Annotated in this window: 14 protein-coding genes and 1 pseudogene; 3 read left to right on the top strand and 12 right to left on the bottom strand. The window is 55.6% G+C overall.

All coding sequences use genetic code 11. The features are described 5' to 3' along the window. Positions 1-5: 5 nt before the first annotated feature. Positions 6-1,376, bottom strand: a complete 1,371-nt coding sequence (locus U8U68_RS08850) for a Y-family DNA polymerase (protein WP_322200449.1) — start codon at positions 1,374-1,376, stop codon at positions 6-8. A 259-nt stretch (positions 1,377-1,635) separates the two neighbouring features. Between U8U68_RS08850 and U8U68_RS08855 the strand changes: the two genes are divergently transcribed. Further along, positions 1,636-3,009, top strand: coding sequence for an NYN domain-containing protein (locus tag U8U68_RS08855; protein ID WP_322200450.1), 1,374 nt, complete (start codon positions 1,636-1,638; stop codon positions 3,007-3,009). A gap of 273 nt (positions 3,010-3,282) precedes the next feature. On the opposite strand, the gene U8U68_RS08860 is transcribed toward U8U68_RS08855, so the two are convergent. Then, complete coding sequence (locus U8U68_RS08860; RefSeq protein ID WP_322200451.1) at positions 3,283-3,555, bottom strand: helix-turn-helix domain-containing protein; 273 nt, start codon at positions 3,553-3,555, stop codon at positions 3,283-3,285. Then, a complete protein-coding gene (locus tag U8U68_RS08865; protein WP_322200452.1) occupies positions 3,548-5,302 on the bottom strand; it encodes a type IV secretory system conjugative DNA transfer family protein in 1,755 nt (584 codons plus the stop codon). Before U8U68_RS08865 ends, U8U68_RS08860 begins: the two co-directional genes overlap by 8 nt. 100 nt (positions 5,303-5,402) lie before the next feature. Between U8U68_RS08865 and U8U68_RS08870 the strand changes: the two genes are divergently transcribed. Further along, positions 5,403-6,368: a uroporphyrinogen decarboxylase family protein gene (locus U8U68_RS08870; RefSeq protein WP_322200453.1), complete on the top strand. Its 966-nt coding sequence runs from the start codon at positions 5,403-5,405 to the stop codon at positions 6,366-6,368. 7 nt (positions 6,369-6,375) lie between these two features. On the opposite strand, the gene U8U68_RS08875 is transcribed toward U8U68_RS08870, so the two are convergent. From U8U68_RS08875 to U8U68_RS08885, 3 genes and pseudogenes are all read right to left on the bottom strand, one after another. Continuing rightward, positions 6,376-7,308, bottom strand: a complete 933-nt coding sequence (locus tag U8U68_RS08875; protein WP_322200454.1) for a DUF3991 and toprim domain-containing protein — start codon at positions 7,306-7,308, stop codon at positions 6,376-6,378. A 3-nt stretch (positions 7,309-7,311) separates the two neighbouring features. Then, positions 7,312-9,801, bottom strand: coding sequence for a MobP3 family relaxase (mobP3, locus tag U8U68_RS08880; RefSeq protein WP_322200455.1), 2,490 nt, complete (start codon positions 9,799-9,801; stop codon positions 7,312-7,314). Positions 9,802-9,837: 36 nt separating this feature from the next. Then, positions 9,838-10,770: pseudogene (locus U8U68_RS08885) on the bottom strand (ArdC-like ssDNA-binding domain-containing protein); the annotation flags it as partial. A 77-nt stretch (positions 10,771-10,847) separates the two neighbouring features. Here U8U68_RS08885 and U8U68_RS08890 point away from each other — a divergent pair. Continuing rightward, complete coding sequence (locus U8U68_RS08890) at positions 10,848-11,279, top strand: DUF3879 family protein (RefSeq protein ID WP_322200456.1); 432 nt, start codon at positions 10,848-10,850, stop codon at positions 11,277-11,279. Positions 11,280-11,313: 34 nt separating this feature from the next. On the opposite strand, the gene U8U68_RS08895 is transcribed toward U8U68_RS08890, so the two are convergent. The 6 genes from U8U68_RS08895 to U8U68_RS08920 all read right to left on the bottom strand — a co-directional run bounded on the left by U8U68_RS08895 (position 11,314) and on the right by U8U68_RS08920 (position 15,097). Continuing rightward, positions 11,314-11,736 (bottom strand): hypothetical protein, encoded by a 423-nt coding sequence (locus U8U68_RS08895; RefSeq protein ID WP_322200457.1) that lies wholly within the window; start codon positions 11,734-11,736, stop codon positions 11,314-11,316. A gap of 356 nt (positions 11,737-12,092) precedes the next feature. Further along, positions 12,093-12,896: a Fic family protein gene (locus tag U8U68_RS08900; RefSeq protein WP_322200458.1), complete on the bottom strand. Its 804-nt coding sequence runs from the start codon at positions 12,894-12,896 to the stop codon at positions 12,093-12,095. 86 nt (positions 12,897-12,982) lie between these two features. Next, on the bottom strand, positions 12,983-13,375 hold the full coding sequence (locus U8U68_RS08905; protein ID WP_322200459.1) for a hypothetical protein: 393 nt from the start codon (positions 13,373-13,375) through the stop codon (positions 12,983-12,985). Between the two features lies 1 nt (position 13,376). Further along, positions 13,377-13,577, bottom strand: coding sequence for a DUF6103 family protein (locus U8U68_RS08910; protein WP_322200460.1), 201 nt, complete (start codon positions 13,575-13,577; stop codon positions 13,377-13,379). A 14-nt stretch (positions 13,578-13,591) separates the two neighbouring features. Then, the gene (locus tag U8U68_RS08915) at positions 13,592-14,080 is read right to left on the bottom strand and encodes a gamma-glutamylcyclotransferase family protein (protein WP_322200461.1); all 489 of its coding nucleotides are present in this window, start codon (positions 14,078-14,080) and stop codon (positions 13,592-13,594) included. A gap of 24 nt (positions 14,081-14,104) precedes the next feature. Further along, on the bottom strand, positions 14,105-15,097 hold the full coding sequence (locus U8U68_RS08920) for an amidoligase family protein (RefSeq protein WP_322200481.1): 993 nt from the start codon (positions 15,095-15,097) through the stop codon (positions 14,105-14,107). Positions 15,098-15,163 lie beyond the last annotated feature (66 nt).

Raw genomic sequence — 15,163 nt, forward strand, 5'->3', positions numbered from 1 at the left:
CTCCTTTACGCGCGATGGCCCCCGATTTGTCGGCTGCGTTCCAGGGCTGTGGCCCCTTCCATAAGGCTGTACCCCTTAAAAACCGTACCTTTCCCATACCGCTTTTCAAGGCCCAGGGTTGCCTGCACCAGCGCTATCTCTTTCTTCTCGCTGCTCAAATCAAGGAAGAATCCTAACTGCGGCGCAACCTCCGAGGCTTTGGAGAGCCGGATCGCGCTCACCCCCAGGTGCTTGGAGCACAGGCGTTTATCCATGAGCCGCTCAAACAGCTCCATGCTTGCGCTTAGAATCCTGCTGGGACAGGCGGTGGGCGCTCCCAGCTTGATGGTGCCGTGGACGGGTTTCGGCGTGGTCTTGCCATAGTGATTGATAACTGTGGGGCCGGAGTAGGCCCCGTCGGCGGTTTCGTGCCAGTCATAGCTGATAAACATAGTCAGCCCATCGGCTACCATGTCGCTTTCCACCAGCCGTTTCACAAGCTGCTCGGTCATCTCCCGGATAACAATCCGGGTTTTTTCATAGTCATAGCCACATCTGAGCACTTGGCCCTCATTAAAAGATTTTGTTGCCGGTTTGTAGTTCTTTATGTGCTCCATCCGCGTCCCCTCAAGGCCCCAAGCATGGTCCACAAGCATTTCTGCGTCCACACCGAACTCCCGAAAAAACACATCCTCGTTGGTCAGGCTTAACCGGGCGATATCACCCATTGTATGGATTCCCCACTTTGCCAGCCGTTTGGAAATGCCCCCGCCAATCATCCAGAAGTCAGTCAGCGGCTCGTGCGCCCATAGCTTTTCCCGGTAGCTGCGCTCGTCCAGTTCGGCAATGCGGACTCCATCCTTGTCGGCTGGGATATGCTTGGCAACGATGTCCATGGCTACCTTTGCCAAATACAGGTTTGTGCCAATGCCAGCCGTGGCGGTAATCCCTATGTTCTCTAGGATATCCCGCACCATGGTCATGGCCAGTTCATGGGCGTTCATGTTGTAGTAGGAGAGGTAGGGGGTTGCGTCGATGAAGACCTCGTCCACGGAGTAGACATGGGTATCTGTTGGGGACACATACTTGAGATAGACGCCGTAAATCTCGGCGGACACGTCTAAATAGCGCTGCATCCGGGGCGTGGCAATGATAATGTCAATCTCCTTGCCGGTCAGATTCTTGATCTCCCGCAGGCGCTGCTTGACTTCAAACAGCCTGGCCCGGCCAGAAATTCCGTGGGCTTTTAGGGAGGGGGACACTGCCAGGCAGATGGTCCCATCCCCCCGGGCCTCGTCTGCCACCACCAGATTTGTGGTCAGCGGGTCCAGGCCACGGTCTACACACTCCACGGAGCTGTAGTAGCTTTTAAGGTCACAGGCAATATACTGCTGCATCTTCACCACCTCTTTTTGTCGAACGTATTTTCTTGCTGTAATTTATTCTAGCAGAACGCACGTTCTTTTTCAAGGGGCAATTTCTGGAATTTGACCGGGAAGTTGGATTGACACAAGATATAGTGCTGTACAAAGAAAACATCTTCAACATTGGATATTGTTGACAGTTTCACACTTTAGGTCTATACTAATTGGGTAAGCCACCCGGCGCATTTTATGGAAAAATCATGATTACAGACCATCCCCAAGGAGAATCCATGTGAACAACAATATCCCGGCTGGCGGCATAGCCCCAAACGACTACGGTAACACCTATGAGCTGGTTTCCAAGGTGGCATACCTAATCGGCGTATCCCGCCGCATTTTTGAAAATGAAAATGAACCGCCCCAAATGGACGTATTCCTGAGGCTGGAACAGGATAGACCGGCTCGGATCGTCCGTCATCTGTGCATCCTACGCACCTCTATTGAGCGGAATTTTAAGCTGATAAGCGAAGCCATGCGTTTTCAATTCCGCACCCTCTACTCCATGCCCCAATGGGTACCCAGCGAGAGCCTGTGCCAACTGGATGAGGACGGCGTGGACTTTATGAAACACTCCAGCACCAAGCTGTGCCATCATGTGATTGAAATAAACCGGCTCATCTCCGACCGCATCAACAACTGCCGGGAGCTGTTCCCGCTATGGGTAAACTGGCAGTATATCCGGGAGCTGTTCATCATGCCAGACGGCCTGTCGGAGGAGGGCACAAAGGCTGCCGCGGAGGTCTATTACAGCAACCGTGGGGCGTATCCCTATCAGATGTACATCAACTGGAACCCGGTAAATGAGGGGAACATTCTGTATTCGGACAAGAAATTTGCACGGCTTCTCTATAGCTGGCATGGGGACATATTTGAGGAAATGAGCAAGGTGTCCGACGCCAACAGCTATGTCAAGGGGAATATCTATGACTTCATTGAGGACAGCGAGAGAATAACTGTGGTGGTGGACTGTGAGAACTCCGACCCCTATAAGCTGTGCGCCACGCTGAAAAGCCTGGACTATCAGCACACATCGAAAACATCTCAGATCATCTTGTTTGACGACGTCCATACCGCCACTGCCTGGGAGATCCTGGAACAGCACACCAAGCTGCCGGTAGAGCATATCCTGATCGAGCGGGTGAAGGAGAATAAATCCCTGGTGGACATCACACTGACCGCCCGGGCCTCCAAGGAACACTACCAGAACAGGGTGGATTCCTTCATCATCGTATCCAGCGATTCGGACTATTGGGGGTTGATCTCCGTGCTTAACGAGGCCCGGTTCCTGGTGATGGTGGAGCGGGAGAAGTGTGGTCCGGATATGAAACGCGCCCTGGTGGAGTCCGGGATCTTTTACTGCTATATAGACGATTTCTACTCGGCAAATTCCGAAAGTATTTTGATGAGCGCCCTGTTCAAGGAGCTTTACCGCTATCTGGACCATGCGGTCCAGCTCAACGCAAACGAGATGCTGGACGAGGCTCTGCGGGCGACACGGATCAATATGTCTCCGGCAGAGAAACGGCAGTTTTTCGAGAAGCACATCAAAGGGATGCGGCTGGTGCTTGACGGGGACGGAAATGTGAGCGTGGAACTAAAAAGATGAGCGGAAGGGTGTCTTATAACTTCTTCACAGCTTTCAACAGTTTTTCAACAGTCAGGTTTCGGTCATGCAGAAAAAAGAAAAAGGCCAGCCCACGAACTTACATTGCCGATCCTTCCTTGTTAAAAACTTACCTCTAAGATATCCCAGGCTTTCTCTTTTTTTCTTTCTGTCTTACAGTAACCTGGTAGGTTAACATTCCCCTGTCACCATGACACCCTCCCGGTGTCACCAAATGCCGAGACTGCTCCCTTGTGAGTATCTTTTCTTTCAAAATCACCATCCCGGCTCTGCGTTCGTCAGGGTGTAGAGGTTGGACGAATCCGCGCCATTGGGCCGCTGGCGGCCTGTGACATAGAGGAAACCTCCTTTCTCCAAGTCCTTGATTGCCCGGTGTACCGTGGCCTCGGACAGCTTTGTCTGCCGGGCTATGGTGGGGACAGAGGGAAAGCACTGCCCCTCTATCCCTGCCCGGTCGGACAGGTACATATAGACTAGAATCGCCCGGTTGGGCAATTCGCTCCGATAAATATTTTCCAGTCTACCCATTGCCAGCCTCCTTTCTTTCCGTAATTACTTTTGCGGGCTGTTCCGGTGCCGGCGCCGCAGGACGGGTCTTGGGCCGCAAGTGCGGATAGGTTTCGTGGATGGCCTCCATCAACATTTGCCTGCTGGCGTAGCGCACCGGGCGGCTGCCCTGATCCGGTACATGGTACGGCTCTCCAAACTCGATGCCCCACTTGAAAAACAGCTTGAGCTTTACCTTCATGGGATTTGTGCCGGTTTTCATCACCACAAACTGTCCCTTGGGCATGGACTTCAGCTCGTCCGGGGTCATGAGCGGCCTTTCTATCATTTGCAGGGATTGGCTGGGGTCGTTCTTCCCCCGGCTGACGGAGCCAGAGAGCGCCGTCCTGCTGCCCAGGGATTTGCTCATCACCTGGGCGGTCTCGCTGTTGGGGGCAAAGCCGCCAAAAATCGTGAGCTGCGTGTTGTCTATGATAATTTCAGCGCCCTCCTTGCCGTAGTTCTTCTCAAGCTGCCCCAGCGATTGTATGATCGGCACGATACTCAGGCGGCGGGAGCGTGAGGCTGAGAACATCATCTCAGCGGACTCGATTTTTGGCAGCGTGCCAAACTCGTCGGCAAAGAACACCGCTCGGTTCTTCAGCTTGCCGCCGTTCTCATCCGCTACGGCGAGGATTTCCCGATAGAGCTGCTGGATTACCAGCGACACCATGAAAAATTTGTTGGGGTCTTCCTCTGGCATTACCAGGAACAGCGCGGACTTTTTGTTGCAGAAGGTTTCCGCGTCTACCGCCGTGCCAAAGCATAAAATCTGCTCCATTTCACTGTCAAGGAAACTGTTTAACCTTGCCAGCGCCGTGGACATAACCGAGGCCATGGCCTGTTCGCTGGAGGACAGCGCGGCCCCGGCGAACCAGCGGGCTTTGTGGTCTGAGGGGAGCGAGTCCATGAGGAGGTGGAACAGGGTTTTCCCTTTGACCCCGCTGGGAGCCAGCAGTTCCTGGATGATCTTGAAAACGGACACAATGTGGCGCTCGGCAGGTTCACAAAATTCTGCAACCAGGAGAATTGCCGACGTCAGAAGACCCTCCGCCGCATCGTAGAAAAAGGCATTTTGACCATAGCTTGCGCTGTCGCCGCCGGACATGATGATGGTCTTGGAGATGATTTTGGCGTACTTCTCAGCGCGGGCTTTATAGGCCAGCGTATGCTCTTGCTTGTACAAATCAGCGTATTTGTTGACTAGGTGCAGGAGGTTGAAGCCATCGCTTTTGGTGGGGTTGCGAAGGTCAATGACCGAAACCCGGTAGCCGTAGCAGTCCCGGGCGATGCCTGCGTAATTCCGAAAAACGTCGCCCTTTGTATCCGTTGAGGCGAATGACATCCCACTCGCCAAGGCATATTCCAGGCAGGGATATAACCAGTAGGCAGTCTTTCCCACGCCAGCAGCGCCTATCATGATGGCGTGAACGTCGCCGGTATCCACTAGGGCGGTGGTGCCTTTTTTACCACCTTTGCACCCCACCACAATGCCCTGCTGGTCGGGAAGATTCTTACCCTCACGCCACAAGGCCGGTGTGAACGGAACATGGGTGTATGTGCGGGCGATCTCGCCCCTGGTAGCCCAGCGAGCTGTGCCATGCTGACCGTGGCCAACGGTCTTGGCCTTTATATTAAGCGAGTAGAAATTACTCAGGACAGTGATTCCGGCCAGGACGGCGAACATGACGCCCGCCGCAATAATCAGGCCGGATATGTTTTGAGGCATAAAAAGAGCTCCTTTCTTAATTTACAAAAGGCTGTTTTCATGCAGCCTTTTGTGCTATAATTGAACTGTCAATTATACTTTTTCAAAGGGGTCGATACATATGACGAAAAGGCAAAGGGTCCTGGCGGTGCTGCACGGTGAAAAGCCCGACCATATCCCGGTAGGTTTTTCTCTGCATTTCCCGGCAGACCAGAACGCCGGGGAGGCCGGTGTTCTGGCTCATCTGGAGTTTTTCCGGGAGACGGACGCCGACTTGGTGAAGATCATGAACGAGAATCTTGTGCCTGCCCAAGGGATGATTTCCGGGCCGGATGACTGGAGCTGCATCGCGCCCATCAATAAAGAAACGCCTTTCATAAAGAAACAACTCGACTTTACCAAGAATATTTTGGACCAATACGATGGGGACGGATACCCCCTCGGGACCCTCCACGGCATTACCGCTTCTTCCATCCATCCCATCGAGCAGGCATATGGGTATGAAGGCTCCAGGACCCTGCTGGTGGAACACCTTCGGGAGAACGAGACTCCTGTGCTGGACGCCATGAAGCGCATTGCCGAGGGTATGTGCCAGCTTGCCTGGGGATATCGTGAGGCCGGTGTGGACGGTATCTACTATGCGGCCCTGGGCGGCGAGGGCCGGTGGTTCACCGACGAGGAATTTGCCCGGTGGATAGAGCCCTTTGACCGGCTGATCCTCTCCGAGATACGCAAGGCGGGGTGTGACGTTTTCCTTCATATCTGCAAGGAGCAGCTTCAGATGGAGCGCTACCGGGGCTATGGAGAGCTGTGCGATGTGGTGAATTGGGGCGTCTATGAGGCTCCGCTGTCGATGGAGGAGGGCCAAAAGCTGTTCCCGGGGAAGGTGCTGATGGGCGGGCTCCCCAATCGGAGCGGCGTAATGACAGACGGAAGTAAGGAACAGCTTGTCAGGGAGGCTCAGAGGCTGATACGGCAGTTTGGTCCCACCCGTTTTATTCTCGGCGCGGACTGTACTCTGCCCACGGAGCTGCCCTATGAGCGGGTGAGGTGGCTGGCGGAGGCCGCCAGGGGAATCGAACTATAATATTTGCCTACATAGCCATCACCGGCTCCAGATTTTCCTCCGGGAAAGGGGCGATCAGTTCTTCATTCCAATCCTTCCGCTCGGGGAAGTGTGCACTGACTTCCACCTCCCACTCGTCCAGCAGCTCCCTTGCGATACGCATAGCGGCCTTATGACCTGCTTCATCGTTATCCAGGCAGAGGACGACTTCTTCTAACTGCGGCGCTTCCTCCAGGAAACGCTGGATAGGCATACTGCCTACACCACACAGGGCAACATACGAGTTTTCCTGCCAACCGTCCGGGTGCAGGCTGATGTAGGACAGCATATCGATGGGCGCCTCGAATACATAAAGCTGCCGTCCGCTCCCGGTATGGTGGAAGCTGTACGCCTTCTCGCTGCCGCCCAGGGTCTGCCGGAAACCGGAGCTGGTGAGCGTCCCCCGCATATGGATGTGCTTGACTCGGCCATGTTCGTCCTTACCAACGAACACAGCGTTGTGCTTGCCGGCGCTTTCATAGAGCAGATGGGCGTGGGCGAAAGCCGACACCACCTCCGGGTCGATGCCACGAGTCTGGCAGAGGTAAGCGAACACCCGCCGCATATTTCCATTAGCGGCGGGTGGGGTCAGGTCGGTTTTCTTTTCCTCCTGCTTGGGTGGAGCCATCTTTCTAGTGGGCCGTATGCGCTCCGGCATATCGTCCAGTTCGGAAACGGAACAGCCCAGGTGCTCGGCAACGGCGCGTTCCTCGGACATGCCGTAGAAGTATTGCAGGAACTTCACAGCGTCGCCGCCCTCCTGGGTGTACTGGTCGAACCAGACGTTATGGCGTACAGTGACGCGCTCATCCTGGTGTTTCCACTCCCACTCGCTGCCGGATTTCTTTAGCTTTTCGCCCCGAGATCGGAGCCAGTACACCAGATCAGCGTGACCCGCTTTGTAACGGTCTTTTGCGGTCATATTCTAACCTCCCAGCTTCTGGCCCTGGGCCAGCTTTTTTTCTACAATCTTGCTCATGAGCTTGCGGTCTGCATGGTGCGCGTATTGATTGTCCATGTCACGGAAACGGTCTTGGAAAATGCTGGCGGTCTGGCGCATGAGAGCAAGAGCCGAGCTTGTGACGGACCAGCTCTGCGGCTCTGGCGTTCTGTGGAGGGAGTCAAGCAGATACTGAGCATACTCGTTCCCATGTGCGACGGCGGCGTTCAGATACGCTATGGCACGGACTAAGTCCTTGGGCACCTCCTTACCCCGAAGATATAACTTGCCCAAAAGGTATTCCGCGTTGGCATTCTCCTGACTGGCGGCAACCTCCAAGTATTGCAAAGCCTTGCCGATATCCTTGACAGAATCCTCCGTGAGATAGATTTTCCCGGCCAGGTATATGGCGGGCTGGTTCTCCTTTTCGATTGCTTTTTCCAGATAGAATAGGGCCTGTCTGAGATTCCTTGGGACTCCCTGGCCTAAATAGAACAGCCTGCCCAGAGCATACTGAGCGTCTGTGTTCCCTAACTTTGCGGCCTTCATGAAATACTCCGCTGCCTTATGCGGGTCGGCCACAGTGCCTGTCCCTGTCAGGTTCATGTGGTCCAGGCGGTAATATATGCGGTCGTCGGGCAGAGTCTGCGCGATAGAGAGAAAGCCGTTATATGCCTGACGGTACCAGCGGTCCGCTGCGGTCAGGTCGATCTCTGTGCCGATACCCTCCCGGCACATCCGGCCCAGCTCGTATGCGGCATAGGCGTTGGGCTTTTCCTCATGGCTGGCCGCGTCAGTGAACAAGGCAAAGGCCCGCTGATCGTCCTGCTCCACCCCCTGGCCTCTACGGTACAGACAGCCGAGGGCGTATGCGGCGAAGGGATTTTTCTCGTCCGCAGCCTTCTCGTACCAGCCAGCGGCCTTGCTGTGATCCTGCCCGGCGCCGTAACCCATGGCGTACATTTTGCCGATGCGGTACTGCCAGTAGCCCGGCTTTTCGCTCCGGGATTCCTCGGTCAGAAACGCGGTCAGGGCCTTGCGGAACCAGTCCTGGGCCTGCTCGTCGTCCTCTACACAGCCCAGGCCCTTCTGCTCCATAAGCCCTAAATCGTACATGGCGAGGCAGTTTCCCTTTGCCGCCTCTCCCAGCAGGAGCGCCCTGGCCCCCGCAAAGTCCGGGGGACAATCAGCCGAGCCGTAGAGGAACTTTCGCGCCTGCTTGTATTCCTCTGTCCACCAGGATTTCTTTCTGCCGGAACCGAACCCGGAATTGACCGGTTCCTCCTGAATATCTTCCCGGTTCTCCCAATCCACGGAATCTTCCAAAGGCGAGTCGTCCTGGTCGGAGACTTGGATTTTCTCCGGCGCGATCGCCAGCGCGGCCCTGACCACGGCATTGCGAACGGGTTTGAACTCCGGGTTCTGTGAGAGGGGCAACTGCTCAGAAGGTGTGGAAGAATAGGTCATGAAAATCTCATCCCTTTGCCGGTACCAGAGGTCATACAACTCCGCGATCCTGCTGTTCTGTGCCAGCTGGTCCACAATGCTGTCCACCAGCTTTTTCGTTCCGGCAGAGAGATAGCCGTACACCTTCTTGCCTCTATGTTTCTTTAACCGCTGGGCCAGCTCCACCAGCATTTGCTTGAGCTGCGTGTCAACAATCAGACCAGAGTTTATCTGCTCCACCAGCGCCGAGATTTTCTCTTTGCTCTGTTCCCGCAGCTGGTCCCTATACTCCGTCTGCTGTTCATATACGCAGTGCAGGTCCTGGGCAAAAATGTCCCTTGCGAACTCCGAGCGGAGGTTATGCACTCCCTTTTTCGTGAGATATCCCTCGTTCTCCAGGTTAGAATAGGCCAGGAGATGGATGTGCGGGTGGTGGCTCTCATTGTGAAACGCCGCGAACCACTTGAGGTGCTCCATGGGTATCTTGAGGTTTTCAGCCAGCACCTGGGTCTGGGTGCGGAGCATATCCCGCCAGCGGGAGCCACTATCAAACCCCAGCCTCTCCGCGTCCTCGCGCCGGAGAGATATTATAATGGTATACACGTTCCCGCCGTAGCTGTTGAGGTCGGCGGACACCTTCTCCAGGTTGACCTGCACACCGTCATCGGTGAACAGCCCATGGGAGCCGAAGCGCTCAGCGCGGGGACGAGTAGCGATGTAGTCAGCGTAGGTCTTGGAGGCCAAACACCGGTCGGCGTTGTCCTCAATGGCGCGGGTGATGAACTCAGAGGCCGCACCGACCGTCTGATTTTGGAGGTAGTCCTCGTACTCGAACATCTCCTCGCTGTCAGGAAAATCTTTCAGCAAGTGCTGGACAAGCTGCCGCTGTTTGGCGGTAGCGGGCGCGAACTTCTGGCTGTCGTCCAGCTTTTCCACGCCCTCCCGGGTAGCGATGTACTTGGCATAACCGCCACGAGACTGGCGAGCGCCGGGCTTGAGGTACTTGAACTTGGTGACGAGTCTTGGCATGGTTCAGCCCTACATTGCCATGACCGGCGAGGATATTTCGTCCTCCTGCTCCCGGTTCTGCCGTAACTCTTGAAGCTGATTCTCCACATCGTCAATGATTTCAGCGGCAGTATCGCGGATGATCTCCAGCGAGGAGCACAGCTCTTTCAGCTCCCGGCCCGAACTCCACCCGGCGATGTAACCGAAGGAGTAACCGGAAGTGTCCAAGCCAAAGTGATGGCAGACGGTAAACGCCACGCTTTCGGCCTGGCACTCCATGGTCTCACGGTCGATGTCCGGACGCTCATCGGTAGGAGCCTTAAGGTCATAGTCATGCAATTTGGCATGGCTTATCTCATGAATTAAGGTCTTGAGGGTCTGCTGCTCGCTCATGCCTTCCTGCACAGCGATGCGCTTATCAGCCAAGCTGTAGTAGCCATGGGCGCTGCCGGAGATGTCCTCAAAGCCGATTGGCACAGGCGAAATCTGTTCCAGCGCCACCATAATATCATCGTAGCTATCCACACTGCCGGTGAGGGTGCTGGCAATCTCCGGCAGAGGTTTGCCCTCGGTCTGGCTGATATCGTATGTCGAGACCACTTTGTAGCGAGGGACGACTACTTCCTTTTCCTCTGTCACAGGCTTGCCATCTGTGCCGAGAATGGGCTGCAAAGTATGTGGATCGTTCTTGCCAACGGTGATGGTGGTCTTATACGGCGCTGGCGCAATGACCTTGATGCCCTTCTCACCCTTCTTGACGTGCCGCCCAAACTTCTTCCAACTCTGGAACCCGGCAAGCCTGGTAGCCCCAGGAAACTGCATGGCAATCAGCAGAGTGTTGTTGAAACTGTAGTTGTGGAACCGGGACATCACCCGGAGATACTCTTTGTAGTGCTCACTTTCGAACAGTTCTGTGATCCCTTGCTCTAGGCGGTCAGTGATTTCTTTGAGGCGGTCAGCAGATTTCTCTGACTTCAATTCGATTGGTGTGTTCATACACATCTCCCCTCTTATTTTCTTGTGTGAAACGCCGATATAAATAATGACAGTCGGAAGGAGGCTACCCCATGACAATTTCTCAAATAGTCCACAGCCATCAGCAACAGCGGGCCGGTGAATTAGCTCGGCAGAACAGACCCCACGTCAACCCCTATGGCACTCCCGGCATGAGTCTGAACGATGCCGGAGACTGGCGCAAGCTGGTTCCCGTGGATGAGAAAGCGGCACAGAGGGTCAAGCAGATTGCTTTTGACCACATGAAGAACGGCTATGGCGTCAGCGACGGCGAGGATATTTCCGCGGCTATCCGGGACTATACCATGTCCCTGGCACCCGAGGAGCGGCTCAGCGCCTCCTGGACCTTGAACGAGATCTTCCATAACGAGGCGGCGCGGCTGGGCGAGTTCGTCCACCAGCGCGACCCAGGCTGGGATTGGGGAAAGCCCTTTGACACCAGTATTTTGGACGAGTACCGGCAGGGTATAGACGTTCTTGCGTAATAAAAGTAGGCCGAGGGTTGCCCTCGGCCTTGCTTTATTCTTTTCCTTCCTGCCACTCCACAGCATCATCCAACGTAAAATTACCGTTGGTGCGTTTCACTTCCTTGACGCACTCCCCTCTTAGCCGTCCCAAAGTATCCCGGTCGATCTTGAAAGTAGCGGCTACCACGTTGAGGAGCATGGCCAGCTCCACGGCCTGCTTGAACAGCATTTTGCTGTGGCGGTTATCGCTCTCAGCCACAATGCTTTTCATCGTGGAGAGAAAAGCATTGGGCAGATAACTGCCTCCATCCTCTGCGGTGAGATAACTGACATAAAACTGAATGGCTTTCTCGATGAACTCTGACTTGCTCCGGCAGTCCGTCTTGCGGTACCACTGGTTGACCTGCTCGTAGGTTTCGGGGTGCAGATACAGTGCGAACTTGAACTTTGATTTTTGCTTGGATATTGGCCTCACTTCCTTTCTTCCGGGGTGACCCCAGCTTATTTGCTGATATGCCGGTTTTTTGCCGTGAACTGACCCCATTTTTCGGCCTGATCCAGCAGTTTGACCCCATTGTGCAAGCTGTCCTAATAAGCCCGGAATCCCTTGAAACGACCGGCGTTGCCGGGCGATGTGAACTAGGCTGGGGAACGCTCTTGACCCCAGCCTTTTCTCCTGCTTGAAAATCCGATACCTGGAGTCCGGGCGCTCCTGGTAAAACTGCCGAACCGGAAACCGGCCCACAAAGGCCCCACACGGCCCCGGAGGGCCTCTCGGCGGGCACTTCCTCCACCCGGCCCCCAAATCGGCCACACGGGGCTGCACACGGCTCAACAGGGGGCCTCCCCAGCGAACTGCGCCAGGGGCTTGTGGCGTTGGCCTTGCTTTTCCATCTGCCAGAGCTGGGTTTTCCAGGTATCCTCCAGCATCCGCCGGAAAAACCGCTCCAGCGGCTCCAGATCCTCCTGCACGTCATAGGCGTCCAGCGCGGCGTAATAGTCCGCGCGGCTATGCTCAAAAAAGACCAGCGGCGGATGGTCATGCTGCATCAAATAATAGTTAACCAGCGTCCTCCCTACCCGGCCATTGCCGTCGGCAAAGGGGTGGAGGTGCTCAAAGCGGGCGTGGAGGTAGGCCGCTGCCATAAGGGTCCACGGGCCGGTGTAGCCGTTGACCTCTGCCAGCAGATCGCCCACCTCCCGCTCCACACGGCTGGCGGGAACGCCTACTTCATGCAGGCCGACGCCGTAATCGTGTTTCTTGAACTCACCGGGGCGTTCGCCGTTGTCGATATAGTGGCTCTGATTATAAGTGCCGTTGGTGAGCAGCTTGTGGACTTCAAGAACCAGGGGGATGTCCAGCGGCGCCCTCTCCACCAGCTTGGCGCGGGTGAACTCATACGCCAGCCTCTGGTTGCGCTGCTCCAATAATGACCGCACCACGCCGGTGTACTCGGCAACGCTGTCCTTCTCAAAAATGCTCACGGTGTCGTGATAGGTGATCTGAGGGTTGGTCAGCCGCCCGGACTGAAAGGCAAAGCTGGTCTTGAAATTATCCAGCGCCCGGTCAATATCGGCGGCAACCTCCAGCTTATGGGTCCTCCACATGGCCAGAATCTTTTCGTAGTTATCCATTTGGGTCTTGGCTCCTTTCGCTTTTTTATTGGAATAAAGAGAAAGGGAGCGGATCTCTCCGTCTCCCTTCTTGGCTTATTTTTGTATTAGGTCATGGAAGGCGAACTGCTTTCCTGCTCAGGGAAACGCTGGAACTCATCCAGCGTACCCTCCAGAGACATACCCACCACTTCTTCCACGGTCTTTCCCTGAGAGAACGCCTCTCCGGCACGGTGTATCTCCCAGGGGAACAGGCAGTGCTTATGCAAGGAAAGCTCTGCCACGCTTTTTGCGGCAGGACTCCCATATTCTTCGTCAGCTCGCCGGAGTTCCGCCCATATCCAGCTCAGAAAGTAATCAGCGGGCCTGCCTGTACCTAGACGATCAGGGTCATCCATTTCCGCCAGCTCACCGGCCCATACGCTCCACTGCCCCGCCGCGTCATCTGACGCCAGCCGCCCTACTTCCTGCAGGAACCTCTCTCTGCTAATTGCCTCCATGTCAGTCCCCGCTTTCCTCGCCGGCGTCCTCGTCTCCTTCCTCCAAATACTCCCGCACCGTAACCGGGACGTACTTGTCGTAAAGGCGGGTCAATGCGTATTCCAGCTCCTGCTCCACAGTGGAGTTGGCCTTGCGCTTGAGGTATTTCTTCAGCGCCTTGTGGCGTTCGCTGTCCATCTGGACTGTAATGCTGATTTCCATTTTAACAGCTCCCTTCACATTTTTTGCTGCTGATTATCGTCCGGCAATTCATACACCCGCCGAAGGTGCTCGGTGGAATATTCCACGGCCTCGTCCAGCACCGCCGTATCAAAACCCGACGAGGCGTAGCCCTCCCGGATGCAGTTCAGATAGGATTCGCTGGGAGCGCCGTAAAGAAAGCCCGGCCCCATCACATAGGCCATGGCGCTGACCGGCTTGCCGTCCACTTCGACAGACAGTTCCTGCTTGCCGTAAAAACTGGGGTAGCCCTCGTACCTGTCCAGGGCCTGTTCGTCCTTGGGCGTGATCTCCCACAGGACTACCGGCACCGCATGGCCAGGTGCGGGTTCGATTGAGGCCACCGCCGCGTCCGTCCTCCCGGCAAAGAACAGCCGGTGGTCCTGGAGCCAGCCTTTCCCTGTCACTGTCGCGCCGGGACAGCGGTATTCCATCTGCTCCAAATTCATGTTGCTGCCGTAGGCAATGTACTTTTTTATTGCCATTCTTGATTCCTCCTGCTATAATTTTCACATGGACATGACTGGGCCGCTACCCTGTTCCTCGTCATCTACCTGCTCTGTCTCCGCATAATTCACAGGCTGCTCCTGCTGGCGATGCGCCTGGGCCGGGTCCCGCCAAGCGATATTGCCATCCAGGTTCTCTAACAGATGCTTTCGGGCCGTGGCGAACTCATCTCCGATGAGGCCCATCCGCAATAGCCAGGTGCGGAAGGTGTACCGCTCGTTCTCGCTGACGGTCTTGATGCGGCTGGCGGAGTGCTGGTTCAACGCCTGGGCGGTGATGGCCAGGGAGAGCTGAATGTACGCCTTGATTTTCCCTGCGTGTTCTACGGTGGAGTTATATAAGCGGAATTCTATGGTACCTTTTTGGAATACGCTATGAAGATTGACTCCCCTATATCGGGAACTGTCATAGTGATCGCCGCTTCTGCTGTCGCCCCGGTACCAGATACGGCTGAGTTCTTCCATTGACTTCGGCCTGCGCCGGTTCAGCTCGTCAATATAACGCTGGTCAGTTTTCTGGCAGTAGCGATGCTCCCTTGCCACCTCCACTTCTAATGCCCGGTAGAGGATGTCCTCCTTGGAGTACATGATGTTGGTAAGGTTCCGCAGAGTACGTGCGTCAAAGGGTGCGGCAGAAATGTGGACGTGCAGGCCGCAGCTCTGGTTGGAAAAAGCGCCGCTATGCCGTAGCTGCCGCACAAGTTCTTGTATAACAGGGATATCTTTGTACTGGCAGATGGGCGTGACCATCTCGGTTTTGTAGGCGCCGTCAGCGGCAATCTTCGCCCCGCGCTCCTTCCTCTGCGCTTCAATGCTGCTGTCAAAGGTGAACTTCCACTTGCGGCCCTGGCGGTCTGTGGCTAGGTAGGTGTCGTAGTAGGTGCCAGCGTACTCCACCTGACCGCCGAGATACTCCGCTGCCACCTCCGCGGCCCTCTTGCGGGTGATGCCGGTCATCTCGATCTCCACGCCGAAGTCCTGTTCTCGAAGGTCCAGACTCACACCCCCTTACACCTTGAAATAAGAACAGGCCGCGCCCTTTGGCACGGCCTTCGACCACTT

Source organism: Acutalibacter intestini (genome assembly GCF_034334985.1).
Taxonomy (GTDB): Bacteria; Bacillota; Clostridia; order Oscillospirales; family Acutalibacteraceae; genus Acutalibacter; species Acutalibacter intestini.